This is a genomic window from Blautia sp. RTP21359st1_E11_RTP21359_211015, assembly GCF_040910705.1.
Classification (GTDB): domain Bacteria; phylum Bacillota; class Clostridia; order Lachnospirales; family Lachnospiraceae; genus Blautia_A; species Blautia_A fusiformis.
This window is the reverse complement of the sequence record NZ_JBDGAB010000017.1, coordinates 1-24,233: the sequence shown is the minus strand read 5'-3', so window position 1 is coordinate 24,233 and position 24,233 is coordinate 1. Positions and strand designations below refer to the sequence as shown.

The following is a 24,233-nucleotide window of genomic DNA, read 5'->3' as shown; positions in this document are numbered from 1 at the left end:
TTTCTCCGAACGGGTCTGTGCCGCCCGGTAAAAAATCAGTCTTGCTTACTGTTTACAATTTCTTTTGCTGTCTGTCGGGTAGCACCGGCATTTTCTTCCCGGAAATTCTTCCCGTCAAAAAGAATCGGCGCACACCGTTCCAGAATACGGTCATAGATACGGGCGTGGGCCAGGTCAGGCGGGTTCTTGAGTTCGGCCAGTTTCAGGTTGGTGGTGATGATCATGGGCCTGCGGCTGCGGTATCGGCTGTCAATGACGAAAAACATCTGCTCCATCGCATACTCGGTACTGCGCTCCACACCCAAATCGTCAATGATAAGCAGGTCGTATTCGTCAAAGCTGGCGATAAAGTCGGCCCTGTCTTCGGAGAACATCCCTGTCAGGCGGTTCAGGATGGTGGGAAAGTTCGTCATCAGCACAGGCACATCCCGGTCAAGTAGAGCATTGGCGATACATCCGGCGAAAAAAGATTTGCCGGTTCCCACATCTCCAAACAGCAAAAGCCCGATATTGCTCTTATATGCTTCTTTCCAGTTCTCCACATAGGCGCGGGCCTTGTCCATCAATGGGTTTTGGCCGTTGTCGTTGGCAAAGGTGTAGTCATAGAGATAGCGGTCTTGCAAGCCCTGTGCCTTTCGGCGTTTGATACGCTCCATGCGGCGCTGCCGTTCTTCAGCAGCCTTGCGCTGTTCCTCGGCCTCCTGCTGGCACTGGCAGATGCAGCGGGGCATGAAGTAGCCTGGTTTTCCAAAGCATGGCACAACGGTCTGCCTCTGGCCGCCGCACTTCTTACAGTGAATGAGGCCGTCTGCCGGGTCTATGTACTCGTCCCCGGCCAGTTCCACACCGGCGGCTGCCTTGTCGATCAGCGCCCGGATTTCTGCGGTAATCTCAATCATACGGTTTCATCTTCCTTTACGCTGTAATCCCGGTTGCGGGTGGGCGGGGCTGCTTTCTTCGCGTCCTCACCGGCCCAGCGCCGGATGGTGGCGGCATGGCTCTGATACCGCTTACCGGTAGAGGCCATGTATTCGGACAGCTTTTCGATGTACTGGCCCCATACAGTGGGAAAACTGGCCTGCAAGTCTGCCAGTTCCTCGTCCGTCAGGAAAACATTCTGGTAACGGCCATAGGCGCGGGCGGAGCGTCCCTTCTCTATCTCTCTCTTTATCTCTATCTCTTTCTCTAACTCTATCTCTATCTCTGGTGGACGAATGTCGGACAAATGTCCGTCGTTTGTCCGGGGCGCGGAAAGAGCCTTGTTTTGGAGCCTCGCCGCACGCTTTCGCTCGGCCTCGGTGGAGGACTGGCCGATCAGCAGTTCAATATTGCTCATGTAGAAGGTGCCGCTGTCCAGCACTTCCACAAGACCCAGCTTCAAAAAGATCTGCAAGGCTCTCTCCACAGTGCCGATCTGCTGGCGGGTAATGGTGGCGATCATCTGCGCCGTGTAGGGGATGTCCTCGTCAAGCTGGAGCCGCCCGCCATGTTTCAGCGATTTCAGATACAGCTTGAGCAGAATGTTGGAATATAGCACACCGTCCTGCATACTTTCCAACAGCACGATGGAATCATCGTCAAAATAGTTTTCTTTGAGTTTCAGGTAATAATATTTTCGGTTGTCTGACATAGGGTTCCTCCTTGGGGTTTCTCTTGGGATTCTGTACGCATTTTAAGGCCGTTTTAGGGGTCGGAGGATAAATCTATCAGCCTGCCTTTGACACCCTCGAAAAAATCCTTGATTTACAAGGGTTTTTCAGCCCCTAAAGCGTGACATTTCTCCCGTTGTTTCCGCTTGCGCTTTGCGGCGTTGATCCGCTTCATGCGTGCGGCACATTCCGGGCAGTATTTGGCCCTGTTAGAACCGGGGGTAAACAGCGCCCCACATACGGCGCATTTCTTAGCATTCAGCCGGTGGAACAGCGCCGTTTCCAGTTCCTTATCCTGCGGCAATACCGCCGCCCGAAACCACCTGCACAACAGGGAGTAGGAAATAGACTGGACACAGACACATTCCTCCCCATCGTCCAGGGCGATACAGTTTCCGTCGATGTAGTTACAGCACTCATGCACCAGCCTCCGCGCTCTGCGGTACTGGCGGTAATCCATGACAGGGATAGGTTCAGACTTATTGTTCTTCATAAATGATTTCTTTCATAGTGTAGCTAACCTCCTTGAATGAATTTATTTTTAAATATTCGTGCAAAGTATTGTTTTCTTCGTGCAAATGGCATATACTATAATTGCCAGCAGAAAGGGGTTGATCGTATGGCTGGAAATACCACAAACATCAGTATCCGCATGGACGCAGATTTGAAAGCGCAGGCGGACGCACTGTTTACTGAACTTGGCATGAACCTGACTACGGCGTTTAACATCTTTGTGCGCCAGTCGCTTCGTGAAGGCGGCATTCCCTTTGAAGTAAGGCTGGAACAGCCCAACAAGGAAACGATTGCTGCCATGCTGGAAGCGGAAAGGATTGCAAAAGACCCGTCTGTAAAGGGATACAATGACCTTGACGAGTTGTTTGCCGACCTGAAAAAATGAGGAAAACAAAGTACACCGTCAAGTACACGACCGCTTTCAAAAAGGACTACAAGCGGGCAATCAAGCGCGGCCTGAAAATCGAATTGCTGGAACAGGTCGTGGCGCTGCTGTCGATGGGCGAACCGCTGCCGGATAAAAACCGCGATCACGATTTGTCCGGCGATTGGGTGGGCCATCGGGAATGTCACATTCTCCCGGACTGGCTGCTCATTTACCGTATCGAGGATGATGTGCTGGTGCTGACGCTTGCCCGCACCGGGTCGCACAGCGACTTGTTCGGCAAATAAACCATCTGCCGCCGTATGGGAAAACCTGTACGGCGGTTTTTCTGTGTGCAAAAGGGTGTCGTGAAACGCGACGCACCTGAAAGGGGTCGGCAAAGCGCCGTACCCTTTACCGCTCCGGCCCCCGGTCGCGGGGCTTGTCCCGTTCCTGCCGGGCCAGTTGGTCGGCGGCCTTGCGGAGCCGTTCCACAGCTTTTAGCTCCTCCCGCATAGCTTTCATGTCGATGCTGTCCGTCTGCTTTCCGGCGGTCAGCTGGTCGATCTCCCGCTGCCATGCCTTCGGGGTGATTGCCTCGCCGTTGTCTTTCAAGTCTTTCAGATACCGGGTCGCTGCGTCATACAGAATCAGTTCCCGGCTGTGGCGCTGTTCAAACTGTTCCCGCTTTTCCGGCTTTACTTTGGCAAGCTGTTTGTGGATGGACTTGTACTGGTTGTACTGTTCCCACATCTCCCCGCGTTCGGTAAGAATGGCGATCCGGCGCTCAGCCTTGACGATCTTTCCCCGCAGGTCATAGTAACGGCTGTTCATATCAGCGATTTTTTCATGAAGCTGCTGCATAGACTGGATGCCGTTTGCCTGCAAAAAGCTGAATAGTGTAGCGCTTTCCTGCAAAGCCCGGATTTTGCCGGTGCGGGTGCGGGGAGCGTTCAACTGCTGCTGAGCCTCCCACAAAGCTGTCAAGCTGCTTTGCTGTGTTTGTGGTTTTTCCGTTTCGGCTTTCGACCAGCGATAAAGACGGGTAATGCGGGCTTTGATTTCTTTCAGCAGCTTGTTGTCGGCAACGATCTGCCGGTTTACTTCGCCCTTGTCGGTGCGGATGCCGCGCTTTTCCATTTGGCTGGCGGCTGGCCCCAGATGGACAGAGGGAATCTTATCAATGCCCTGCCGCTTGTAGCTGCGATGGTCAATGCGCTCCGGTCTGCCGGCAGATTCCAACGCCCGATTGGTGTAGGCCGCCCACGCTGCCCGCCAAATCTCCACATTTTCTTTATCGTTCCAGTCGGTCGTATCCTCTCTGTGATTTTTCCAACCGCCTTTCCCATCCGGGATACGCTGTCCATTCTCGTCCAGATCGTATGCCTTGCGGCACTTTGCGCCCCACTGTCCATTTTCTTTCAAAGGCCGGAGCGTCAGCATGATATGGACATGAGGATTGCCAGTTCCCTTGTCATGGATAGCAAAGTCGGCACACATTCCTTTGTCTACAAAGTTGTCCTTCACATAGGCGCGCACAAGGGCAAGCTGCTGTTCGCCGGACAGTTCACGGGGCAGGGCTGCTTCAATCTCGCGGGCAAGCTGGCTGTCCCTGGCTTTCTCGATCTGCTCCACGCTGTTCCAGAGGATAGATCGGTCTGCAAATTCCGGCGGCGCGTGGGCAGGCAGCATGATCTCCGCATGGACAATGCCGCCTTTCCGGGTGTAGTCGTGGGTCATTCCGTCCCATTCATTTGTCAGCTTGGTTCCGCTGCGGTAAGCAGCTGCGGCAACGGCAGAACGGCCTGCGCTGCGCTTGATGATACTGACGGGGATATGACAGAAATCTATGGGGAACACCTCCTTTCAGTGAGGGGATAACAGGCTCTGTGGAGCCGGACAAACGCAAAGCGGGTGTTTGGCTGCGCAGAGCGCACAAGGGGTTTGGGGAGCGTAGCTTCCCATCGCGGACGAAGTACGCAACGCCCCCGGCAGGGCGCACAGCACCGGCAACGGTGTATAAGTGCGCCCTTGTAAACAAGGGACTTATGGCGTGTCCCCGGATTTTGGCAGGTTTGCAGTCAATTCCGCAGCCCCCGGAAGATGGGACAGGGCAATCAGAAATGCTTTGACCTCCGCGCCGGAAAGGTCGGGAGCCAACGGGAAAATCCCCTCCAAAACGGCTCCACGCTCAATCAGGCGGCGGGTGCGAACCCTGCGTTCTTCGTTCCGCTGCTTGTTCTCCAAAATCTTCTTTCGGTTTTCAAGCTGCCGAATCTCCTTCAGGACTTTCTCCCGTTCTTCTTTTTGGGGGTGGGCTGTAATTTTTTCGTTCATGTCAGGCACCTCTTTTCTTTGGAAATACTCATAGATTGACCGTCCATTTCTGTCGAGCAAAGTACCGGCGCAGCCTCCGCAGTGCGGCATGGATGGATTTTCCCGCCTGTGATGGCGTGATACCCTCCATTGCGGCAATATCTTTCACTTTCATACCCAGCATATAGCGGGCATGGACACGGCGAGCCTGCATAGGCGGCAGGGAAGAAATGGCTTCGTACAATCGCCGTATCAGTTCTTCGTATTCGGCTAATTCTTCTTTTTCTATCAGGTAGTCCTCCGGCGATGGCTGCGCCCAGCCGATGGCGGCATTTTCGATTCCATCGTTACAATCGAGGGAATAAAACGCCTTATACCGGAACATCTTGCGATCTCTGGCGCCCTCGGCTCTCTTGTCCAGAAGAAACGCTTCGACGATCTCATCGGACACCTCCACAAAAATGTCCTCTTTGCAAAATGGATAATATTGTTTGAGATTTATGGTCTGCATAGGCACGCCCTCACTCTGTTTGAAAAAGGTCATCATAGCAGCGGCGCATATTCCGCAGCCCCCGGTGGATGGCAACGCTGACCTTACTGCTATGGATACCCTCTCTCCGGGCGATTTCCGGCTGCTTGATACCGGCAATGTAGTAGGCGTGAACACGGCGGACCTGTGTCGGAGTGGCATGAGCCAGAGCCGCAGGCAGAGCTGCAATCAGGTGCAGGCGGGTGGTCATTTCTTCTCGTTCCAGCAAAATATCTTCCGACGATCTGCTGTGTTCCAGTGCGTAATTTTCCAGCCAGCTGTATGCGTCCAGAGAGTAGTAGGCGCGGTGGTAGACTTTCCGACGCTCATAGTTCTCCATCTCCCGCTGGGCCTGATACATCGCTGCCCATACCTCGTCCGTAACATCCACAAACTCGTCATGCCGGTAGTGGGGATACATCCACCGCAGATTGATTGTTTTCATAGGCTTACCTCCTGAAAATTGGAGAGGCGGGCAGCTCGTCCGCTGTCCGCCCCTCGCTGAGATAAGGGAAATGATCCCTTTCACTTGGTAGCCAGAAAACAGGTCATTTGTTAAGCCTGTTCCCAAAGAAATTTATAAATTTTTTTCTGACCGCCTCCACACTTTGATACACAGCCACTTTGGAGCAGCCGCACAGCACACCGATCTCTGCAAGGCTCAGCCCGTCAAGCGCATAGAGCAGGAACCGGCGGCGCTGGGCCTCGGTACAGGTGTCCAGAACAGCCATCAGCTCATGCAGTGTTTCCTTGCGGCAAAGGTATTCTTCCGGCGTTTCGCCGTAGGCTCCTACACCCTCGGTGGTAATGATGTACTCGTCAAACTCCCGGCCATCCCAATGCCGCCGCTGTTCATGGAACAGGTTCTCCGTTTTGTGATCGGCCCGGTCAAGAAATTCATAGACTTCCAGCGTGACCTCCACGGCCACAGCTTGTCCGTTATAATTGATGGTAACTTCCATCTGCCTTTCCTCCATTCAGATTTTTTCGGGAAAATCTGAATGGGGCGGCGGAGAACGGCACCGGGGATAAAGTTCGGGCCATGCTGACCCGATGTTCCGGCTCCATAGAGACAAAAAAGCGCCCGGACGGCATAAAGCCATACGAGCGTAATAGAGTATATTTTGCTGTTTAGTTACATGGTATAGTGCATACTTCTGACCGCATTGCTCCGCTGCTGGGAACAGGCTTTTTTTAGCTGGTGCAGGTCATGGGGACTGTGAAAAAAGGCAAAAATAGACACGGCGGCAATCCTCCTATGTGCCGCCGTGGATTTACACGGTGTTAGGTCGTCGGGTTTCTGCTTTTCGCAAAAAGAAACGGCGGCTCTGTTTTTTCAAAGCCGCCGGAAGATAGCATAGGCGCGTTAATAGATCTGCTTTACGACGGCTTTTTTTCTTTTGCCGTCGTCCGGCAGATTATTTTTTTATGAGTAAGGGCGAAAAATCAATCGTAATCATAAAATTATGGTCATGTATTTCAATTATTGGATTTGTACAATTCATCATAAGTAATAGCTTTTTCACAATGTAAAGTCCTTGTCCAGACGTACCATTACTTCTTGAAACATCTGCTACATAAAAGCGTTCCAACAGTTTTGAATATTCTTCTGTAGGAATAGATGCAACAGGATTTTTAATACAGAGTTGTACAGAATCTGCAATATTAATTAGTTGAATTACAACATTATTTGTAGTGGATGTTACCGCATTGAATATAAGATTTTGTATAATGCGAATACACGCCTTTCTGTCAGCATTAAGATAGATGTCCATATTAGGTATTTCTATTTGGGGTTCAATTCCATTAACGCTGAAAATCGAATAATTGTCTAGCAGGATTTCAGTAAGCAATGAGCATAGCTCAACCTTTTCATAGTAAAATGGATATTGTCCTGCTTCTAAAAGAGAGATTTGATAAAAGTCATCTATGAGACGTTCTAATCTCAATGCTTTTCCGGATAATGCTGAAATATATTCCGCTCTTTTTTCATCAGGCGCACTTGATAGAAGTTGCAAATATCCGCGAATGGAAGTTAGTGGTGTCCGTAAATCATGAGAAAGGCAAGAAATATTCTCTTTTAATTCATTCTCCTTTTTTTGAATTTCGCCCAGATAAATATTATCTTTTGATACAATCTGATTTATGATTTCAACCAAATGCTCTAACCGCCTATCAGATAAAGACACTGTAACTAACTTTTTCGTTTTTCTATTCAGAATAGCATTTAGTTGGACGATTACTTTATATATCTGTATTTTCCAGTTAATTAAAGAAATTGAAAGGATAATGACCAATGCTATCAGAACAAGAAACATAATCGCCCAACCCATATTCTACCTCCCTTTTACTTGATTTCTTTTCTAATCATAATAAGACCGCCAACAATCAAAAGAGAAATGCACCCTATGAAATAGAATGGTAAATGCTCAATAATACCCATTGTGCGACAAGAGCTGAAATTCATCCAATAGTACATAGGATTTCCATATACAAAAAATTTTAAGGGTATTGAAACCGTCTCCATATCACTCCATAGCATTAAGTAAACAGACGCTCCACTGAATACATATAAGCAGCAAATCCCTGTTACAATCCCTGTATTTTGAATAACGACACATAAAAAAATAGAAATGCTTTCTAATGCTAATAAAACCGTTCCGCAAGCAAGAGCCCATCCCAAAAGGTTTATTACTTCACTCGCAGTTGGAATGTAACCGGATTGTATGATTTCAATAACGAAAAATGTAGCTACAAAAATCAGATACGTTATCAGAGACACCACCAATATTGTAATCGCTTTGGTGTAGTAGAGAATAGTTCGTTTAGTGCCGTATGCAACAGATAATTTGATTGTACCCGTATTATATTCTTTTGTAAAAAATATGGTTGCAAATAAAATGCCAATAATCCAGAAAAAGGCTGTATATGCAAGAGATGAGCGGGCAACAGTTTGAAACGTTGGTATTTCACTAGATAGATAACACTTAGCTTGAAATCCGATTACACTTTCTGTTCCATCTCCGGCTCCAAAAAAAGTCATGTCACCAAGTGCAAAAGAGACCATTATAACCGCCGCACATACGCCTAATATAGTTATCAATATCTTTGAGTGACGCAATTTATAAAATTCAGCTTTAAAATGGTTAATCATTTTGGCACCCTCCTATCAAATTAGTGTAATAAGTTTCAAGACTATCTCCAGATTGTGCTAACTGATAAATCGTAATATTATTTGCACTTAGCAACGCTGATACTTTTCCGGCATTTTCAACATAATCATATAGATGAATACTTTTGTCTGGCATAACAGAAAAATTTGAAGTATTCAGTTTGCTTTCCAATAAAACACTAGCAGCAGCTACATCATTCACTTGCAACAACAAATGCTTTTTGCAGCGTTTGTCTAACTCTGTAGCGGTAATTTCCTGTAAAAGTTTCCCCTCATGTAAGATACCATATCTATTTGCTAATTGATGAAGTTCCGTGAGAATGTGACTTGAAATCAAAATAGTGATTCCACGTTCTTTATTTAGTCTTTTGAGTAAGTTTCTTAATTCGATAATTCCAGTAGGGTCTAGTCCGTTAATTGGTTCATCTAGTACGAGAAATTCAGGATTCCCAAGCAAAGCGATTGCGAGAGCTAGTCTCTGCCGCATACCCAAAGAGAAATCTTTTGCTTTTTTCTTTCCGGTATCTTTCAAACCAACTAATGCTAAAGCATTATCAATGCAACCTTTTCCTGGAATACCGCGTTGCAAACGTTGTACCTCCAAATTTTCATAGGCTGTCATATCAAGATAAAGAGAAGGGCTCTCAATAATACAGCCAATGCGCTCACGCTGCTTTGCAAGTTTCTTATTGCTTTCACCGAATAAAGCAATTTTGCCAGTAGTAGGTTCCGCCAGTCCGGTTAGTAAACGAATCATTGTTGTTTTACCGGCACCGTTTTCTCCGATAAACCCATAAATATCTCCTTGCATTACAGACATAGATACTTGATTTAGGGCTAGTGTATTGCGATACTTTTTTGTGATGTTGATAGCTTCAAAAACTGTTACGTTCATATTTTCACAGCTCCTTTCTTGTTATTTAGTATCGCAGACAATTCCTTGAATAATCTAAAGGTAAAGCTAAAGATTATCTAAAGCTCACTTTGCAAATCGGTAACCCAAGCCCCATATGGTCTTAATTCGGCAGCCTTCGCCCTTTAATTTTTTTCGTAAGTTACTTATATGTGTGTTAATGACATCATTATCCCTTGCAAATGGTTCTTGCCAAATACTTTCATAAAGATTTTGCTTAGAAAAGACTTTATCAGGATATTTCGCCAGTAGTTCTACGAGTTGATACTCTTTTGCTGTAAGCACAATAATTTCGTCTGCAACAGTAACTATTTTTGAAGATGTATTAATGGAAAGTTCTCCAAAGGTCAAACAAAGATTGGGAGTATCTTTTTGACTTCTTAGCAAATTGCGTTCAATTCGCGCTAGTAATTCGTCCAAATCAAACGGCTTTGTTAAATAGTCATCAGCACCCAAGCGTAGCAGTTCGACTTTGTTGAATGTTAAACTTTTTGCAGAAACAACAATTACAGGTACGTCTGAAAATTTTCTGATATTTCTAATTAACTCATCTCCACTGATAAAAGGAAGCATTAAATCTAAAATAATTAAATCCGGGGATAATTCTTTTATACGTTCAATCGCATTTGCACCAGTAAGTGTGAAGAAGACTTGATAATTGTACTTTTCCAGATGGTCTTTTATCATAACGCAAATTTCTTTATCATCTTCGATAATTAAAACATTATTCATGTTGAAACTCCTTTCTGCGTCTATCAGTCGGCTTTTCTGCGTTCTTTGGGATCAGCCAAACACCAGCCATCTTCACAGCGCCGGGGATACGCCCACCAGCACAATAATAATTTACCCTACGAGGTGTCACGCCCCACTTCTCGGCGGCCTCTTTCAATGTCATATAGTCCATTTCGCACCTCCACAGAGTACATTATAGTTCTCTTTCTCGAACAATGCAAGGAACGAAATGTGAATTATAAACTTCAACCAATCTGCATATAGCAACATTCCACGGGCGAAGTATGAATTATACAATGTAACTGGGTGATGTTATATGGCGAAAGTTGAAGATTGTCCCGGTTTTGAAACCTTCGGTGCAGATGTCAAAGCTGCACGAGAGGCAAAGCGTCTGGCACGAAAAACATTGGCAGAAATGGTTGGGATTGAATGGCGGTATCTTGCCAACATTGAGAATCAAGGTGCGATTCCGAGCCTGCCTGTGATGATCCAGTTGATTAAGGTCTGCGGACTTCCCGTGGAACGGTATTTTAACCCGGAGATTATACGAGAAGAAAGCGAACAGCGGCAACGGGTCAGCCACAAGCTGAAGCTTTGCCCTGAAGAATACCTGCCGATTATCGAAGGTGCCATAGACGGGGCGCTCAAAATGGAACAGACTGCGAAGCAGAAGGAGGACGCATAATCGCGGCCTCCTTCTGGCGTTTCTGTATCATGTTTCCCGGCACTTTTCCAAAAGTTCCCGGCACCTCTGCTGGATTTCTCCGGTTTCTGTCACAGTCAGGTCACGGTCATTTCCGGTAATCTTATCTTCCAGAAAGTTGGCGTATGTACCCAACAAAGCGTTCCGTAAATCCTCCGGGGTTTTCTGTATTTCAGCGCTGTACCAGTCATTCCGGTGGGGTTCCCATGCCATCAATGTATAACCGTGGCTGGTCTGAACCACCTCATACAGAGGATCATCATCCAGATATGCCTGAAACACTTTCAAAATCTTTTCAAAGGTCAGCATTTCCCGCACCTCCCATTCAGCTGCAAATCAGTTCCCTGATTAAAATTTCCTCAATCTGTGCCGTTAATGTGTTCATCAGCCCCACCCAACGCATGGGGTCACAGGCTTTCAGTTCTTCCGTGACACCCGCAGTCTCCATCATGTGAGGCAACATAGTTTCCACACGCCCCTGTGCTGTCCGCTCAATCTCTAACAGGTGTGGATACAGCTTCTCGCTCATCAGCAGATGGTTGTAGAGAATGGGGCGATGTTCCTTTAGGTAGGATTTTCGCATTCTGCCGTACTTGCCGATAGAAGTTTCCGGCTGTTCAGAAAGTTTTAGGTTTGGTATATCATAATCTCCACAACGAATGTAAGTCAACTTACTCATATTCATTCTCCTTTGCTTCGTGATGATTAGACTGCTGCGCTGGCTGCTATGCTGCCTTTGCGCGGTTCTTCTTTTGGTAGCTGACCGATAGTAGAAAAAACACCTTTTTTCATATCCTCAGCCCGGATCAGGGCTTTCTTAGCGTCCATTTCCGCTTTTTTCTTCGCCTTGATTTTGTCCTCATACTGTTTCTGTGCGCCGCTGGCTTTCCGCTTCAAATAATTCTGATGAAGCCTGTCCTTGCGTTCTTCTTTTTTCCGCAGTTCTTCCTGTTCCTCCGGGGTTAAAGGAACCGGCTGTAAGGATGGTGGGATATAGCGTCCTAAAAAATTGAAGTAGATTTCAATTTCCTGCGTGGTGTCCTGACTACCTTTTCTGGCGCGTTCGTGGACAAGGATTTTCTCTACAAACTCATTGAGCATGGTGTTTGTCAGCGTGTCAAAATTCTCGTACTTATCAATCAGGGCTATAAATTTCTCCGCTGATTTCTGGCTTTGCTCGTAGCCGGTAACAGCCTTTTCCAGCTCCGCAATTTCAATCTCAAGTGCGTCCTGCTCTTTGGCATACTGTGCATCAAGCGCCCTATATCGTGCATCCGGCAGCTTGCCGAGGGCATTGTCCTCATAGATTTTGCAAATCAGTTTTTCCAGTTCTCCGGCTCTCTTTTGGGCAGCAGCCAGACGCCTGCGCTTTTTCGATATATCGGCACTCTGTTGAGCAACCTGCGTCTCCTGAACAGTGTGAATAAATTCCGTCCGGTCATTTCTCGAATATTCAGCGATAGCCCGGAGCGTGTCGGAAACCAATGTCAGGACAGCACTCTCATTGATACGGTGTTGTGTAGGGCATAGTGTCCCACACGGAACTTTGGTATAATTGGAACAGGTATATTGAGAAATCCGCTTGCCATTGTTGGTGCGGTGGACATACATCTTGCCGCCGCAATCGGCACAATAGAGTAAGCCTGTGAGGGGAGCCGCTTCGCCCCAGCCGTTTGGATAACGCCGTACATTGCTGCGGATTTTCTGCGCCAAATCAAAGGTCTGCTGGTCGATAATGGCTTCATGGGTATTCTCAAAGATCGTCCATTCGTCCTCAGAAACATAGTGGCTTTTCTTGTCCTTAAAGTGCTTGCGGGTCTTGAAATTGATGGTATGCCCTAAATACTCTCGTTTTTTCAAAATGTTCACGATGGTAGATGATCCCCATCCATAGGGGTCTTTGACCGGCTTTGAGCGGTTCACACCCTCGTTGAAGCGGGCAAGGTGTACGACAGGAATTTCAATCCGGTCTGCGGATAATTTGCAGGCGATCCGGTAAGGCCCATATCCCTCCAGCGTGAGGGAGAATATACGGCGTACCACTTCGGCAGCTTCCTCATCTACCAGCCAATGCTCCCGTTTTTCGTCCCATAAGTAGCCGTAAATCACAGTGCCGGTCAGGTGCTTGCCACTCATGCCTTTTGACTTAAACACAGATCGGATTTTCCGGCTGGTATCACGGGCGTAAAATTCATTCATGATGTTGCGGAACGGGGTAAAATCGTCATCGCCTTTCAGACTGTCCACACCGTCGTTGATGGCAATCAGACGAACGCCTCGCTGCCGCAAAACCTCCATAACTTGACCGACCTTCAGATAGTCGCGTCCTAACCGGCTCATGTCCTTGATGACGATTGCCTCTACACGCCCTGCCTCCACTTCCTCCATCATCGCCAAAAATCCGGGGCGGTCAAAACGGGTGCCTGAGATACCATCATCGGTAAAGTGCGTAGGGTTGGGCAGCCCATTCCGGCGGGCAAAATCCTCTAACATCTGTTTTTGGTTGGATATGGAATTGCTCTCGCCCTGTAACTCATCGTCCCGGCTCAGGCGCTCGTACAGTGGGGTAATTTTTTCATTTCTCATGGCTGTACCTCCTGAAACAAAAATGCTCTAAGTGATTGCTTCACTAACCATGACACAATCATGATTAAGAAGTCACTTAGAGCATATATCACCTGCAGCCAGCTTGTATTTTTTGTACTGCCTTACTGCAAAATGGTTCGGGTCTTTCTGCTCCAGTTCATCAAACATCAGATCTACTGGATTCTTGAAATTCTCATCATCTTCCCTGGCTTCTGACACATTGATCATTTCCAACAGAGTATTGAAATTCTTTTCTTCTTCTCTGCCTTCATACCAGATATAACCAATCAGGGCACAATAATAGAGTTTTTCCGCCTTTACCCAAAAATCCTCACCCGATTGCTGCCCTTCACCTTTGGTATTAGCAATAATAGTTGTTACCAGTTTTAGAATATCTTTTTCACTGCGTATATATACAAATGGATTATAGTGCATGGATTTTTTGAAGTTAATTGTATTCAAAACTTTAATTTTATACGGTTCGTATATAACTTTTCCCTCTTTGTCCCGCACGATTTTTCCATTTTCATCCGTCATCGGACTGCCTTTTGCCAGCATACTACCAACCTCCAGAAGCACAGTTCCCTTCGGATCAGTAATCACATAAGAGCTGTGCATCTGCATAATGTTAGGCTTTACAAAAAATCTGGTTTTTCCAGAACCAGAACCACCAATTACCAGAATGTTTTTATTCCTGGCGTATTTCGGATTCTTTGGTCTGCTTGACATAGTAAGACTCTCTGTTTCTGTGAGAATAATATTATTTTCAAATTCAGGATCCGCATATGGTCGTATATCTTTTTCTGTTCCCCATCTGGCAGAACCATACTCCACACCCAGTCGATATTTCCTGGCATTTTTCGTGCGGTAAATAATAATAAGCTTTACAGCCACGCCGCCTGCGATTCCACACAACAAATCTATATGATTCAAACTTGGCCAGAGATTCTGAAACGCCAGTTCAAAATAAGTAATGGTATTCATAAATTTATCCCAGGAAGTTGCTCCGGTGTTTACCCGATACAACCAGGCAATCTTATTGAAAAAATAGGCAAACATCAGATAGGGGAAATTAGCTAAAAACAGCTTTTTCTGATCTGCCCTCTTCAATTCACTTGCCTTGTCCGTAATCAGATTTTTCACATCCGCAAGCATTTTTCCTAGGATACTCTCTGAGGAAAAAACAGCTTTTCCAGATATTTTTCTCTTTTTCGGAGAGCCTCTGATATGCTGAACTTTTCCTCTTTTCTTCTTATGCTGCTGTTTTTTCTCCGTCATAAACTCTGCCCTCTGTCTTTCTGCTGTTCTCTTGCTCGTTCTCTGTTCTTTCCTTTAGACACAGCATCCTTAAAGTGCATAAGTTTTTCCATAATAGATGGCTTATCCTTTTTGTTCATCTGGACACCCAAATATTTCTTAAATGCCAGATTCATCATTTCTGTATCCTGCCCTTTAAAGAACACATAGTAGGTCGGTGGCTTGGTCGAACTGTCTTTTTTCAAGGCAAAATCTAAACGGTATTTTTTCGCCACACGCTCAAAGGACTTGATATTTCCATCTGTGATTTCAATATTGGATAAACCAGAACCCTGGCTTTTCAATTCTTTGTATGACTGTTTTCCAACCTTATAAGGATTCTTTCCCTTTTGCTTCTGTCCTGACAGATACTTCCGCAGCATATTTTTTAACACGTCGGCAGTCACTCTTGCAGTTTTAACCGACAATGCGATTGTTTTCTGAGTAACTTCTTCCTGCAATTTGCACGCCTCCTTTCGATTCTGATCAGCAAATTACGGTGGCACTAACAGATGGGGGAGATATATTTTCATTGGAATTTGACTCCTTTCCACTTCCCGACAAATTGTCGAGAAGTCATGGGTTTTAATTTTTCACTGTCTGCTTCAATAAATAAATTGTGCTGAACTGCACATATAACTTTTCTTCTTCCCAATCCATCTGATCCATCAGCAGGCATTGAAATAATACATCTACATCCTGCAATTTATAAATCCTGTTGCACGTTTCTGACAAACCTTTTAATTCCGGAATCTCTTGCATCGCATTTCGTCTGTGCATAAGACATTGCAAGTATAATGCTTCAAGATGTTTCTGGCTGAAAATAAGTGCTGTCGTATCCTGTTCATTGACTGTACATTTACGTTTTTCTAACTCTTCTTGGGAAATGTCCAGAAAACACCGGATATTTTCGACATATACATCACCATCAAATGTTGGATGCTTTTTCTTAATCCATCGTTTCGCCGCTACCTCCATATTCTTTCTGTCTCGATCAGATCTGGCACTACGGAAATTCAGCCTTTTGCCCATTTCTGCATAGATATTACTTTTCACCTGCCGATCTGCCAAAGCTGCGTATTCTTCATTGCGAAAAAAATAATCTAAAAGTTGGTTCATCTTAGCCTGACTATCTACCAAATGATAACATTCCTCAGAAAACCCCAAACCCGCAAATGCAACTGGCGCACTTCCTTTTTTGATTTCTTTTTCAATCACTCTCAAAATGTCTCTCTTTGATTCCATTTCTTGCTTTCCTTTCTCTTCTTCAATTTTCTGATTCTGTTCACAGATCATCAATAAGTTTTCATCTGCTCTTTTCGCTGTCAGTGTTAATGAATAACAAATCAAAACCAGAAACAGTGATATCAATGCACTTCCTACACCAATCATAAAAACTTTTCCCCCTCCAATACATGAAACAATCCGTCCCACTTAAAAAACGGACTGATTTTTTTCAGCATAGCAATCAAGTCCGCTTCATTTTCTATTTCAATCTCCAAAAATTCTATTACACTAATTTCAAGTCCATCCGCAATTTTCTTTAATTGTTCTACTTTCGGCTTTCGTATGCCTATTTCATACTTCCGAATTGTATTCACATTAATTCCTGTTCGTTCTGCAAGCAGTTCCTGCGATAGCCCTCTCTGTTTCCGAAAATAACGAATCTTTTCATTTATCTCCATATCTTTCGCCTGTTGAACTTCTCGACAATTTGTCGGGAAGCTGTTCCCTTTCCCAGTTTTCTTTTGCTTCATATCCATACATAGATATTTCCTCATCCAATAGCCTTGCAACCATAAAGCAACAAGACAGCAAAAACAAAAGCACTATTCCTGCCAGAATAATAATTATCAAATCAATCACATCTCATTCTCCTATGATTGTTTCCTATTAGGAACGCTGTAAATACAAGGCTTTTCGGAGCCTACGAACCACAAAAAATAATATTTGATCTATCACATTACACAAAAAGCCGTCCGGCGTTCAAATCGGGCGGCTTTTTTGCGTGGATAGACCGGAAGGAGGCGGAAAAATAATTACAGAAATTTAACCCGCAAAATTGTGCAACTTTCACGAAAAGGAGGATAGTGAATGGCAGATGAAAAATTGAACACAGGCCCCGGTGAGGAGAAGCTCCCGGAGGCTCCCGCTCCTGTTACGGTTGACGAGCCCCAGGCTCCGGCTCCCGAACAAACTGCCGCTCCCACACCCCAGCAGGAGGGGCCTGCCCAGCCCGAGCCCGGTGATGTGGTGGTGTCCTTTGACAAAATCAATGAGCTGATGAATGAAAAGCGGCAGACAGCCCGGGCCGAGGTAGAAAAAGAGGAGGCGGCAAAAGAGCCGAAGGAGAAAACGCAGGAGGAACCTCCCACCGCTGGGGATGATGAACCTAAAAAGGCCCGTCGGGGCCGTCCCCCAAAAGAGGAAAAAGCGGAGCCTGCTGGCAAGGAGGCGGCGAAGCCCCGCAAGGGCCGCCCACCCAAGGCGGATAAGGCGGCCCCCGGCGAGGCCACGCCGACTAAGCGAGACAAATTGTCCCGAAGTGGGAAAAAGGCTGCGGAGGTTAAAGCTGCCCCGGAACCCGAAAAGGCCCCACCCGAAAATGCGGCTCCGGCCCCGGAACAGGCTCCGCCTGAGCCAGCCGCTCCGCCCCGTCCTGTGGAGGAAGGAAAGCTGGTCTATCTGAAGCTTTCCGAAATGCATCCGTTCCACACATTCCGCCCCCACCCGTTTAAGGTGCGGGACGATGCCAAAATGCAGGAAACGGTAGCGTCCATCAAGGCAAACGGCGTAATGGTTCCCGGCCTTGCCCGCCCGGAAAAAGACGGAAACGGTTATGAGATCGTGGCTGGCCATCGCCGCCATCATGGTTGTGAGCTGGCTGGGCTGGAGGAAATGCCCTTTATCGTCCGGGAAATGACTGACCACGAGGCGGTACAGGCTATGAAGGACAGCAACAAGCAGAGGGATCAGACGCTCCCCAGCGAACTGGCCGCCCTGTTGGAGCTGGAAGTGGAGGACATCAAGCACCAGGGCGGGCGGCTGAAAAATGTGGCCGAGGGCGATATTGGCAAACGCTCCGTTGAGATTGTGGGCGAGGCGCACGACATGAACTATAAAAAGGTCATGCGTTATCTGCGGCTGAACTCTCTTGTGCCGGAACTGCTGGACAAGGTGGACGATAAAAAAATGGGCTTTATGCCCGCTGTGGAGATTTCCTATATCCGCCCCAAAAACCAGCGGCTGATCGCTGTTTCCATTGACGGAGAACAGGCATCCCCCTCTCTGGCCCAGGCGAAAAAGCTCCGGGAGCTGGACAAGGACGGGAAACTCAATGGTGATGTCATTGACGGCATCTTATCAGAAAAGAAAAAGGAGGATCGAGGCGTGATTATTTCTACCGCTGAACTGGAAAAGTATTTTGGCAAGGAGGCTACTCCCGCCAAAATGAAGGAGCAGATCATGACTTTGCTGGACGAGTGGAAAGAGAAACAGCCGCCCGAACTGGCGAAGGCTCCGAAAAAGATGGAGCAGGACAAGTAACCACTTCGAGACATTTTGTCCCGAGGGCCCTGCCCTCCGTATCATGGCTCTGGTGGTATATATCCCCCGTCGCCGCCTGTTTTTTCGTACAGCCGGGAGCGGGCTGTCAAGGGTGCATCGCACCGCCGTTTTACGGCGGCCTGCCCTTGACGGTCTGCCCCGGCTGTGCTATTTTCCCGGCAAGCGGCGGGGGTATATCCTCCAGAGCCGCCCCCTTTCCCATGATTGGGAAAGGGCGGGGGGATTGGGCTGAACTTACTTATTAAAATATCGGAGGTATTGACTATGAAGCGTCCCCTTGCATACATTACCGCCGCATGGTTGAGCGGCGACAGTGAAAACGCAGAACAGGCCGCCCGCTACTGCCGGGCGGTTTATGAGGCAGGCTTTTCCCCGATCTGCCCGCCCCTGTATCTGCCCCTGTTTCTCAATGACGCAGTACCCGAGGAGCATAAAAGCGGCATCGACATGGGCCGTGACCTGCTCCGCCGCTCCCATGTGCTGGTGGTCTGCGGCCACACCATGACCGAGGCCATGAAAAATGATATTGCCGTGGCCCAGCGGCTGGGAATTACCGCCACCACCCTTGAGGGCATCCTGACCGTCAAGGGACAGGGAAAACGCTGATGGAGTCTGTTTTTGAGGCTTTCATTTCAAATCCTGCCCTTTACAGTGCGGGGCATCTGGTGGGGGAAACGCTGCATTTCCCCACCAACACGGAGGAGGTGCAGTCCCTCTTAAAGCGGATCGGCGTGGACGGGGTGCGCTGCCAGGAATACTTTATTATCTCCTTTGACAGCGACATTCTCGGCCTTTATGACTATCTGGGCGAGTATGAAAACATTGACGAGCTCAACCATCTGGCCCATCTGCTGAAGGAGCTCTCCCCATCAGAACGGGAAACGCTGGAGGCGGTTATGGACAGCGGCCAGCATTGTGGCTCTGTGCAGGACTTGATCAACCTTACGCAAAACCTGGACTGCTACGACTTTCATCCCGGCGTGGACAATGAGGAAATGCTGGGCCGCCTTTATGTGGAGGATATGGAAAGTCTCGAAGTGCCGGACAATATAAAACCCTACTTTGACTTTGAAGCATACGGGCGGGACATTTCCATCAACGAAAACGGACACTTTGCACCGGGCGGCTATGTGACGAAGGTGAGTGACGATTTCCGGGAGGTCTACCACGGCCCCCAGGACATCCCCGCTGGACACAGGGTTTTTGCTTACCCCCAGCTTTCGATCCGGGAGCAGATGGCCGCTTATCAAGAAATTATTGACGGTTCCTCAAAGGAGGGGTTCCGGCGGCTGGCTGAAAAACACCATGAGGAACGGTAACGGGACTTCGAGACAATTTGTCCCAAGGCGAAAGGAGGCGGTGTAACTGATTGATGAAGAAATTTCCCGGAGCTCCATAGCGATTTCTGTCCGGGCCAGCAAACTGACAGCCCGGGGGCTGGCCTATGTGCTCCGGGCGGCGGGCCGCCAGATCGCCAAACGGCATAAGAAAGCCCAAAGGCCCCACGGCAGGCAGAGCGTGAAAAAGCTCATGGCTCACGGCGAAAATGTGAACAGCATCGAGGTGGAGGCCCCGAAGCTCTTTGACCGTATGGCCCGCCGTTTTCATGTGGACTATGCCTTTTACAAAACCGGGCCGGACAAATACCTGCTGTTTTTCAAGGCGGGACAGGCGGATGCAATTACCGCCTGTTTTGAGCGGTACTCCCGCAGGCTTCTGGAACAGTCAAAATCCAGCCGCATCCCCATCCGGGAACAACTCAAAAAAGCGGCGGAACAGCTTGTAAAGGAACCGCCTAAAACACAGGAACGGACAAAGGAGGTGGTTCGTGAAGAACGATAGCATCAAAAAATACCTTATTCCCAACATCCCGTATCTGTTTGTCCTGTGGGCCTTTCTCAAGCTGGGGACGGCCTACCGTCTGGCGGCGGGTGCGGATTTTGCTCATAAACTCATGGGGCTGGGCCAGACCATTGGCCCGGCCTTTGCCGACTTTGCCCCGGGGCTTGCTCCCTTTGACTGGCTCGTTGGCATTGTAGGGGCTGTGGCGTTCCGGGTGATGGTCTATGTGAAAAGCAAAAACGCAAAGAAATTCCGGCGGGATGAGGAGTACGGATCAGCCCGTTGGGGTTGTCCGAAAGATATAGCCCCTTTCGTAGATCCAAAGTTTGAAAACAACATCATTCTGACCGGGACGGAGTTCCTTACCATGAATACCCGTCCGAAAAATCCCGCCAACGCCCGCAACCTCAATGCCTGTGTGATCGGTTCGTCCGGCTCCGGCAAAACCCGGTTCTGGCTTACCCCGCAGATTTTGCAGGCCAGCGCAGACAAAAACGGCGGATGCAGCTATGTGTGTGTCGATCCCAAAGGAGGCGTTCTCGGGCAGGTGGGCCACTTCCTGCAAAAGCGTGGGTATCGGATCAAGGTGTTCAATTCCATTGATTTCACAAAATCCATGCACTATAACCCGCTGGCGTACATCCGCAACGAAGCCGACATCCTTAAATTTGTGGACGCTCTCATTTCCAACACTAAAGGCGAGGGCAAGGAAGGCGATCCGTTCTGGACAAAATCGGAAACCCTGCTTTACTGCGCCCTCATCGCCTATATCATTTTTGAGGGCCCCGCCGAGGATCGGAACATGAACACATTGGTTGACATGATTTCCGGGATGGAGGTCAAGGAGGATGACGAGGATTTTATGAACGCCGTGGACTATATGTTTGCGGGCCTGGAAAAACGAAAGCCGGATTGCTTTGCGGTCAAGCAGTATAAAAAGTACAAATTAGCCAGCGGCAAAACAGCGAAGTCGATCCTTATTTCCTGTGGCGCAAGGCTGGCTCCCTTTGACATCCCCCAGCTTCGGGAGGTCATGGCCTATGACGAGCTGGAGCTTGACCGCATCGGGGATCGGAAAACGGCGGTGTTCTTTATCATCTCGGACACTACGCAAACCTATAATTTCCTTGTGGCTCTGGCCTTTTCGCAGATGTTCAATCTGCTGTGCGAGAGGGCCGACAATGTTCACGGAGGCCGCCTGCCCCGCCATGTACGGGTGCTGTGGGACGAGGCCGCCAACACAGGGCAGGTTCCCCAGCTTGAAAAGATCGTGGCTGTCATCCGTTCCCGTGAAATCAGCTTGACGCTGTTCTATCAGCAGTTGGCTCAGTGTAAGGCGATTTACGATAAACACGCCGAAACCATTTTGGGAAATATGGACAGCGTGATATTTCTCGGAGGCCGGGAGGCCAGCACCATCAAGGAAATATCCGAGAACTGGCTGGGTAAGGCTACAATCTCCATGCAGACGGACAGCCGCTCCCGTGGCCAGTCGGAAAGCTACAGTCAAAATAACCAGCGGCTGGGCCGGGAGCTGATGACACCCAGCGAACTGGCGACCATGCCCGGGGATAAGTGCATTTTACAGCTTCGGGGCCTGCCCCCGTTCTATTCCCCGAAATACGATTTGAAAAAGCACCCGAACTACCGATATACGGCTGAAGCCGACAAAAAGAAAAACGCCTTTGATCTCGACAGGCTCATTAACCGCAAAAGGCGGCCCGGGCCGGACGAGCTGTGTGAGGTGTATGCCGTGGCTGTGCCGGACGATGGGCTCACAAGCGAGGACGAGGACATCCTCAATTATGATGACATCGACGATCCGGACGCCTTTGCATAAATAGGGCTTTGGGACAAAGTGTCCCGAAGTATGTAACCTGCTGCCAGAAATGGCGGCTTTTTTCATGGCCGGGAATACCCCGGAGAAAAGGAGGCTCTATGCAGTTTTTCACTTCCGCTATTGATACTTTGCAGACTCTTGTTGTAGCCCTCGGCGCTGGACTTGGCGTGTGGGGCGTTGTCAATCTGCTGGAGGGCTATGGATCGGACAACCCAGGTTCCAAGAGCCAGGGCATGAAGCAGCTCATGGCTGGCGGCGGCATCATCCTTTTGGGAACCACGCTGATCCCCCTGCTGTCTGGCTTGTTCTAAGGAGGGCTTATGGATTTTCTCACCGACTGGCTCACGAACTGGCTGAAAGAGCTGTTGATCAGCGGTATCATGGGGAACCTCGAAGGGCTTTTTGATACCGTCAATGCCAAAGTCGGAGAGATTGCGGTACAGGTAGGGACTACCCCGGCGGCATGGAACGCCGGGGTTTTCTCCCTCATCCGCCAGCTTTCCGAAACGGTGATCCTGCCGATTGCCGGATTGGTGCTGACCTTTGTTGCCACCTACGAGCTGATACAGATGCTTTTGGAAAAGAACAATATGCACGAGTTTGATGTGGCGAATATCTACAAATGGGTATTCAAAACCGCTTGTGCCATCCTCATTCTTTCCAACACCTTTAATATTGTCATGGCGGTGTTCGATGTGTCGCAGAGCGTGATTGCGGATGCGGCGGGGCTCATCCAAGGCTCCACCGACATTACGCCGGATATGCTGACGGAGCTGGAAACCACGCTGGAGGGCATGGACTTGGGGCCGCTCCTTGGCCTGTGGCTCCAGTCCTCTGTGATCGGGCTGACCATGCAGATCATGGGGATCATCATTTTCGTTCTGGTGTACGGAAGAATGATTGAAATATATTTAATGACCAGTCTGGCCCCTCTCCCCGTTGCCACGCTTTCCAACCGGGAGCTGGGCGGCACAGGGCAGAACTACCTAAAATCCCTGTTCGCCGTGGGCTTTCAAGGGATGCTCATACTGGTCTGTGTTGCGATCTATGCGGTGCTCGTCCAGGGCATCGCCACAGGCGGCGATCCGATTGGAGCGATATGGGGAACCGTAGGCTATACGGTTCTTTTGTGCTTCATGCTGTTTAAGACAGGCGGCATCGCCCAGCGCATCTTCGGGGCGCATTAAACGGACGGACTTCGGGACAATTTGTCCCGAGGCCGGGAAAGGAGGAAATGATTTTGGATAAGGATGTCATATTAACCCCGGAACAGATCGCCGCCGAGGAGCGGCGCTGGCTGTTCGATGCGCCGATTGCGGAACTGGCCGAGGTAAAAGGCGTGACGGTGGACGAGGCTGTTAAGCTGCGGACGGACGCAATTTTGCAGGAGGCCGCTGTTCCCATCGAAGTCACGGTTCGCCCGATTGAGCCCCAGGGCAAGCTCATCGGCTTTGCCAGCGTCAACTATGGCGGTGTAGTGATTGACGATTTCAAGGTGGTGGATGGTAAGAACGGGATTTTCCTCGGGGCTCCCAGCAAACCCGATCCCACCAGCAGGACGGGCTACCGCTCCACAGTGCGGATCAATGACCGGGCCACCCAGGAGCGGCTCAATGCGGCGGGAGCCCAGGCGTACCATTCAGCGGTGGAAAAGCTCATCGCCCGGGCCGAGGCAGTCCGCCCCACCTCGATCAAGGAGCAGATGGCACAGGCCGCAAGGGAGGCCGGGAAGGAAAATGCCGCCCGAACCGCCCCGGCAAAGAAAAAGGAGGTCCGGGATGACAGGTGATGTGACCTCGAGACAAATTGTCCCGAAGTCTCCAGCCTGCCCGGAGGGGCTGTTTTTGATGGACGGGATTGAAGGGCTGCGCTCTTTGCCGAAGCACTCGGTTGATATGCTCCTTACCGATCCGCCCTATGGCACTACCCGGAACTTTTGGGATGTGCCGCTCCCGCTCCCGGAGCTGTGGGAGGCGGTCAAGTGGGCTGTCAAGCCGGATGGCGCAGTGCTGTTTTTCGCACAATGCCCCTATGATAAGGTGCTGGGGGCATCCAACCTCGCTATGCTCCGCTATGAATGGGTGTGGTACAAAAGCAGGTGTACTGGCTTTCTCAACGCAAGGCGGGCTCCCCTAAAGCGGACGGAAAACATTCTGGTGTTTTATCAAAAATTGCCCTATTACGATCCGCAGTTTGAACAGGGCAAGCCCT

The 24,233-nt window shown here is 48.8% G+C and carries 31 protein-coding genes and 2 pseudogenes; 12 read left to right on the top strand and 21 right to left on the bottom strand.

Features of this window, described 5'->3' with window-relative positions:
• Nucleotides 1–35 precede the first annotated feature (35 nt).
• The 3 genes from AB5026_RS08075 to AB5026_RS08065 form a co-directional block, all read right to left on the bottom strand.
• Nucleotides 36–899 (bottom strand): ATP-binding protein, encoded by an 864-nt coding sequence (locus tag AB5026_RS08075; protein ID WP_118575720.1) that lies wholly within the window; start codon nucleotides 897–899, stop codon nucleotides 36–38.
• Nucleotides 896–1,630: a phage replisome organizer N-terminal domain-containing protein gene (locus AB5026_RS08070; RefSeq protein WP_002596331.1), complete on the bottom strand. Its 735-nt coding sequence runs from the start codon at nucleotides 1,628–1,630 to the stop codon at nucleotides 896–898. The genes AB5026_RS08075 and AB5026_RS08070 overlap by 4 nt, the downstream gene beginning before the upstream one ends.
• Before the next feature lie 113 nt (nucleotides 1,631–1,743).
• The gene (locus AB5026_RS08065; protein WP_148462897.1) at nucleotides 1,744–2,142 is read right to left on the bottom strand and encodes a cysteine-rich VLP domain-containing protein; all 399 of its coding nucleotides are present in this window, start codon (nucleotides 2,140–2,142) and stop codon (nucleotides 1,744–1,746) included.
• 126 nt (nucleotides 2,143–2,268) lie between these two features.
• Between AB5026_RS08065 and AB5026_RS08060 the strand changes: the two genes are divergently transcribed.
• Both AB5026_RS08060 and AB5026_RS08055 read left to right on the top strand, forming a co-directional pair.
• Entirely contained in the window at nucleotides 2,269–2,547 is a 279-nt protein-coding gene (locus tag AB5026_RS08060) for a type II toxin-antitoxin system RelB/DinJ family antitoxin (protein WP_014081141.1), read from the top strand.
• Nucleotides 2,544–2,834, top strand: a complete 291-nt coding sequence (locus AB5026_RS08055; protein WP_003509355.1) for a type II toxin-antitoxin system YafQ family toxin — start codon at nucleotides 2,544–2,546, stop codon at nucleotides 2,832–2,834. The genes AB5026_RS08060 and AB5026_RS08055 overlap by 4 nt, the downstream gene beginning before the upstream one ends.
• A 106-nt stretch (nucleotides 2,835–2,940) precedes the next feature.
• Here AB5026_RS08055 and mobQ read toward each other — a convergent pair whose 3' ends face one another.
• From mobQ to AB5026_RS08005, 10 genes are all read right to left on the bottom strand, one after another.
• Complete coding sequence (gene mobQ / locus AB5026_RS08050) at nucleotides 2,941–4,386, bottom strand: MobQ family relaxase (RefSeq protein ID WP_148462896.1); 1,446 nt, start codon at nucleotides 4,384–4,386, stop codon at nucleotides 2,941–2,943.
• 186 nt (nucleotides 4,387–4,572) lie between these two features.
• Nucleotides 4,573–4,863, bottom strand: coding sequence for a DUF3847 domain-containing protein (locus tag AB5026_RS08045; RefSeq protein ID WP_024739841.1), 291 nt, complete (start codon nucleotides 4,861–4,863; stop codon nucleotides 4,573–4,575).
• 28 nt (nucleotides 4,864–4,891) lie between these two features.
• Complete coding sequence (locus tag AB5026_RS08040) at nucleotides 4,892–5,353, bottom strand: RNA polymerase sigma factor (RefSeq protein ID WP_097780859.1); 462 nt, start codon at nucleotides 5,351–5,353, stop codon at nucleotides 4,892–4,894.
• 10 nt (nucleotides 5,354–5,363) lie between these two features.
• Complete coding sequence (locus tag AB5026_RS08035) at nucleotides 5,364–5,816, bottom strand: RNA polymerase subunit sigma-24 (protein ID WP_148462895.1); 453 nt, start codon at nucleotides 5,814–5,816, stop codon at nucleotides 5,364–5,366.
• Nucleotides 5,817–5,919: 103 nt separating this feature from the next.
• Nucleotides 5,920–6,333: an RNA polymerase sigma factor gene (locus AB5026_RS08030; protein ID WP_148462894.1), complete on the bottom strand. Its 414-nt coding sequence runs from the start codon at nucleotides 6,331–6,333 to the stop codon at nucleotides 5,920–5,922.
• 456 nt (nucleotides 6,334–6,789) lie between these two features.
• A complete protein-coding gene (locus AB5026_RS08025; RefSeq protein ID WP_014081148.1) occupies nucleotides 6,790–7,704 on the bottom strand; it encodes a sensor histidine kinase KdpD in 915 nt (304 codons plus the stop codon).
• Nucleotides 7,705–7,718: 14 nt separating this feature from the next.
• Nucleotides 7,719–8,525, bottom strand: a complete 807-nt coding sequence (locus AB5026_RS08020) for an ABC transporter permease (RefSeq protein WP_055057437.1) — start codon at nucleotides 8,523–8,525, stop codon at nucleotides 7,719–7,721.
• Complete coding sequence (locus tag AB5026_RS08015; RefSeq protein WP_015533989.1) at nucleotides 8,518–9,438, bottom strand: ATP-binding cassette domain-containing protein; 921 nt, start codon at nucleotides 9,436–9,438, stop codon at nucleotides 8,518–8,520. Before AB5026_RS08015 ends, AB5026_RS08020 begins: the two co-directional genes overlap by 8 nt.
• 84 nt (nucleotides 9,439–9,522) lie before the next feature.
• A complete protein-coding gene (locus tag AB5026_RS08010; protein WP_014081151.1) occupies nucleotides 9,523–10,188 on the bottom strand; it encodes a response regulator transcription factor in 666 nt (221 codons plus the stop codon).
• Complete coding sequence (locus AB5026_RS08005) at nucleotides 10,181–10,360, bottom strand: helix-turn-helix domain-containing protein (RefSeq protein WP_118575730.1); 180 nt, start codon at nucleotides 10,358–10,360, stop codon at nucleotides 10,181–10,183. The genes AB5026_RS08010 and AB5026_RS08005 overlap by 8 nt, the downstream gene beginning before the upstream one ends.
• A gap of 144 nt (nucleotides 10,361–10,504) precedes the next feature.
• Between AB5026_RS08005 and AB5026_RS08000 the strand changes: the two genes are divergently transcribed.
• A complete protein-coding gene (locus AB5026_RS08000) occupies nucleotides 10,505–10,873 on the top strand; it encodes a helix-turn-helix transcriptional regulator (protein ID WP_021650277.1) in 369 nt (122 codons plus the stop codon).
• Nucleotides 10,874–10,900: 27 nt separating this feature from the next.
• On the opposite strand, the gene AB5026_RS07995 is transcribed toward AB5026_RS08000, so the two are convergent.
• From AB5026_RS07995 to AB5026_RS07960, 8 genes and pseudogenes are all read right to left on the bottom strand, one after another.
• Nucleotides 10,901–11,200 carry a hypothetical protein gene (locus tag AB5026_RS07995; protein WP_021650276.1) on the bottom strand — a complete coding sequence of 100 codons (300 nt, stop codon included), beginning with the start codon at nucleotides 11,198–11,200 and terminating at the stop codon, nucleotides 10,901–10,903.
• 16 nt (nucleotides 11,201–11,216) lie between these two features.
• Nucleotides 11,217–11,570, bottom strand: coding sequence for a TnpV protein (locus tag AB5026_RS07990; protein ID WP_112091024.1), 354 nt, complete (start codon nucleotides 11,568–11,570; stop codon nucleotides 11,217–11,219).
• 26 nt (nucleotides 11,571–11,596) lie between these two features.
• The gene (locus AB5026_RS07985) at nucleotides 11,597–13,477 is read right to left on the bottom strand and encodes a recombinase family protein (RefSeq protein WP_148462893.1); all 1,881 of its coding nucleotides are present in this window, start codon (nucleotides 13,475–13,477) and stop codon (nucleotides 11,597–11,599) included.
• Nucleotides 13,478–13,567: 90 nt separating this feature from the next.
• Nucleotides 13,568–14,632, bottom strand: a pseudogene (locus AB5026_RS07980) (type IV secretory system conjugative DNA transfer family protein); the annotation flags it as partial.
• Nucleotides 14,633–14,751: 119 nt separating this feature from the next.
• Complete coding sequence (locus AB5026_RS07975) at nucleotides 14,752–15,234, bottom strand: PcfB family protein (protein WP_044925928.1); 483 nt, start codon at nucleotides 15,232–15,234, stop codon at nucleotides 14,752–14,754.
• Between the two features lie 124 nt (nucleotides 15,235–15,358).
• Nucleotides 15,359–16,165: a hypothetical protein gene (locus AB5026_RS07970; protein WP_368213090.1), complete on the bottom strand. Its 807-nt coding sequence runs from the start codon at nucleotides 16,163–16,165 to the stop codon at nucleotides 15,359–15,361.
• Nucleotides 16,162–16,458, bottom strand: coding sequence for a helix-turn-helix transcriptional regulator (locus AB5026_RS07965; protein ID WP_347046699.1), 297 nt, complete (start codon nucleotides 16,456–16,458; stop codon nucleotides 16,162–16,164). The genes AB5026_RS07970 and AB5026_RS07965 overlap by 4 nt, the downstream gene beginning before the upstream one ends.
• The gene (locus AB5026_RS07960; RefSeq protein WP_347046700.1) at nucleotides 16,445–16,639 is read right to left on the bottom strand and encodes a hypothetical protein; all 195 of its coding nucleotides are present in this window, start codon (nucleotides 16,637–16,639) and stop codon (nucleotides 16,445–16,447) included. The genes AB5026_RS07965 and AB5026_RS07960 overlap by 14 nt, the downstream gene beginning before the upstream one ends.
• 228 nt (nucleotides 16,640–16,867) lie before the next feature.
• Between AB5026_RS07960 and AB5026_RS07955 the strand changes: the two genes are divergently transcribed.
• The 9 genes and pseudogenes from AB5026_RS07955 to AB5026_RS07915 form a co-directional block, all read left to right on the top strand.
• Nucleotides 16,868–18,319: a ParB/RepB/Spo0J family partition protein gene (locus AB5026_RS07955; protein WP_368213089.1), complete on the top strand. Its 1,452-nt coding sequence runs from the start codon at nucleotides 16,868–16,870 to the stop codon at nucleotides 18,317–18,319.
• 285 nt (nucleotides 18,320–18,604) lie between these two features.
• On the top strand, nucleotides 18,605–18,946 hold the full coding sequence (locus AB5026_RS07950; protein ID WP_014080816.1) for a hypothetical protein: 342 nt from the start codon (nucleotides 18,605–18,607) through the stop codon (nucleotides 18,944–18,946).
• Entirely contained in the window at nucleotides 18,946–19,659 is a 714-nt protein-coding gene (locus tag AB5026_RS07945; protein WP_057572973.1) for an antirestriction protein ArdA, read from the top strand. The genes AB5026_RS07950 and AB5026_RS07945 overlap by 1 nt, the downstream gene beginning before the upstream one ends.
• 127 nt (nucleotides 19,660–19,786) lie before the next feature.
• The gene (locus AB5026_RS07940; RefSeq protein WP_158365361.1) at nucleotides 19,787–20,182 is read left to right on the top strand and encodes a PcfB family protein; all 396 of its coding nucleotides are present in this window, start codon (nucleotides 19,787–19,789) and stop codon (nucleotides 20,180–20,182) included.
• Nucleotides 20,169–22,022 (top strand): VirD4-like conjugal transfer protein, CD1115 family, encoded by a 1,854-nt coding sequence (locus tag AB5026_RS07935; RefSeq protein ID WP_368213088.1) that lies wholly within the window; start codon nucleotides 20,169–20,171, stop codon nucleotides 22,020–22,022. The genes AB5026_RS07940 and AB5026_RS07935 overlap by 14 nt, the downstream gene beginning before the upstream one ends.
• Before the next feature lie 98 nt (nucleotides 22,023–22,120).
• Nucleotides 22,121–22,333 carry a Maff2 family protein gene (locus AB5026_RS07930; protein WP_014080814.1) on the top strand — a complete coding sequence of 71 codons (213 nt, stop codon included), beginning with the start codon at nucleotides 22,121–22,123 and terminating at the stop codon, nucleotides 22,331–22,333.
• Between the two features lie 9 nt (nucleotides 22,334–22,342).
• On the top strand, nucleotides 22,343–23,209 hold the full coding sequence (locus AB5026_RS07925) for a VirB6/TrbL-like conjugal transfer protein, CD1112 family (protein ID WP_368213087.1): 867 nt from the start codon (nucleotides 22,343–22,345) through the stop codon (nucleotides 23,207–23,209).
• 53 nt (nucleotides 23,210–23,262) lie between these two features.
• Nucleotides 23,263–23,811, top strand: coding sequence for a septation protein SpoVG family protein (locus AB5026_RS07920; protein ID WP_055246253.1), 549 nt, complete (start codon nucleotides 23,263–23,265; stop codon nucleotides 23,809–23,811).
• A pseudogene (locus AB5026_RS07915) lies at nucleotides 23,801–24,233 on the top strand (site-specific DNA-methyltransferase); the annotation flags it as partial. The gene AB5026_RS07920 and the pseudogene AB5026_RS07915, both read left to right, overlap by 11 nt.

Excerpts from the sequence above, each read along its gene's own strand:
- AB5026_RS08000 (WP_021650277.1), top strand. The coding sequence starts at position 10,505 with ATGGCGAAAGTTGAAGATTGTCCCGGTTTTGAAACCTTCGGTGCAGAT.
- AB5026_RS07965 (WP_347046699.1), bottom strand. The coding sequence starts at position 16,458 with ATGGAGATAAATGAAAAGATTCGTTATTTTCGGAAACAGAGAGGGCTA.
- AB5026_RS08025 (WP_014081148.1), bottom strand. The coding sequence starts at position 7,704 with ATGGGTTGGGCGATTATGTTTCTTGTTCTGATAGCATTGGTCATTATC.
- AB5026_RS07925 (WP_368213087.1), top strand. The coding sequence starts at position 22,343 with ATGGATTTTCTCACCGACTGGCTCACGAACTGGCTGAAAGAGCTGTTG.
- AB5026_RS08060 (WP_014081141.1), top strand. The coding sequence starts at position 2,269 with ATGGCTGGAAATACCACAAACATCAGTATCCGCATGGACGCAGATTTG.
- AB5026_RS07985 (WP_148462893.1), bottom strand. The coding sequence starts at position 13,477 with ATGAGAAATGAAAAAATTACCCCACTGTACGAGCGCCTGAGCCGGGAC.
- AB5026_RS08045 (WP_024739841.1), bottom strand. The coding sequence starts at position 4,863 with ATGAACGAAAAAATTACAGCCCACCCCCAAAAAGAAGAACGGGAGAAA.
- AB5026_RS08070 (WP_002596331.1), bottom strand. The coding sequence starts at position 1,630 with ATGTCAGACAACCGAAAATATTATTACCTGAAACTCAAAGAAAACTAT.
- AB5026_RS07995 (WP_021650276.1), bottom strand. The coding sequence starts at position 11,200 with ATGCTGACCTTTGAAAAGATTTTGAAAGTGTTTCAGGCATATCTGGAT.
- AB5026_RS08030 (WP_148462894.1), bottom strand. The coding sequence starts at position 6,333 with ATGGAAGTTACCATCAATTATAACGGACAAGCTGTGGCCGTGGAGGTC.
- AB5026_RS08075 (WP_118575720.1), bottom strand. The coding sequence starts at position 899 with ATGATTGAGATTACCGCAGAAATCCGGGCGCTGATCGACAAGGCAGCC.
- AB5026_RS07990 (WP_112091024.1), bottom strand. The coding sequence starts at position 11,570 with ATGAGTAAGTTGACTTACATTCGTTGTGGAGATTATGATATACCAAAC.
- AB5026_RS07950 (WP_014080816.1), top strand. The coding sequence starts at position 18,605 with ATGAAGCGTCCCCTTGCATACATTACCGCCGCATGGTTGAGCGGCGAC.
- AB5026_RS08040 (WP_097780859.1), bottom strand. The coding sequence starts at position 5,353 with ATGCAGACCATAAATCTCAAACAATATTATCCATTTTGCAAAGAGGAC.
- AB5026_RS08005 (WP_118575730.1), bottom strand. The coding sequence starts at position 10,360 with ATGGACTATATGACATTGAAAGAGGCCGCCGAGAAGTGGGGCGTGACA.
- AB5026_RS07930 (WP_014080814.1), top strand. The coding sequence starts at position 22,121 with ATGCAGTTTTTCACTTCCGCTATTGATACTTTGCAGACTCTTGTTGTA.
- AB5026_RS08055 (WP_003509355.1), top strand. The coding sequence starts at position 2,544 with ATGAGGAAAACAAAGTACACCGTCAAGTACACGACCGCTTTCAAAAAG.
- AB5026_RS08015 (WP_015533989.1), bottom strand. The coding sequence starts at position 9,438 with ATGAACGTAACAGTTTTTGAAGCTATCAACATCACAAAAAAGTATCGC.
- AB5026_RS08020 (WP_055057437.1), bottom strand. The coding sequence starts at position 8,525 with ATGATTAACCATTTTAAAGCTGAATTTTATAAATTGCGTCACTCAAAG.
- AB5026_RS08065 (WP_148462897.1), bottom strand. The coding sequence starts at position 2,142 with ATGAAGAACAATAAGTCTGAACCTATCCCTGTCATGGATTACCGCCAG.
- AB5026_RS08010 (WP_014081151.1), bottom strand. The coding sequence starts at position 10,188 with ATGAATAATGTTTTAATTATCGAAGATGATAAAGAAATTTGCGTTATG.
- AB5026_RS07955 (WP_368213089.1), top strand. The coding sequence starts at position 16,868 with ATGGCAGATGAAAAATTGAACACAGGCCCCGGTGAGGAGAAGCTCCCG.
- AB5026_RS08035 (WP_148462895.1), bottom strand. The coding sequence starts at position 5,816 with ATGAAAACAATCAATCTGCGGTGGATGTATCCCCACTACCGGCATGAC.
- AB5026_RS07945 (WP_057572973.1), top strand. The coding sequence starts at position 18,946 with ATGGAGTCTGTTTTTGAGGCTTTCATTTCAAATCCTGCCCTTTACAGT.
- AB5026_RS07970 (WP_368213090.1), bottom strand. The coding sequence starts at position 16,165 with ATGATTGGTGTAGGAAGTGCATTGATATCACTGTTTCTGGTTTTGATT.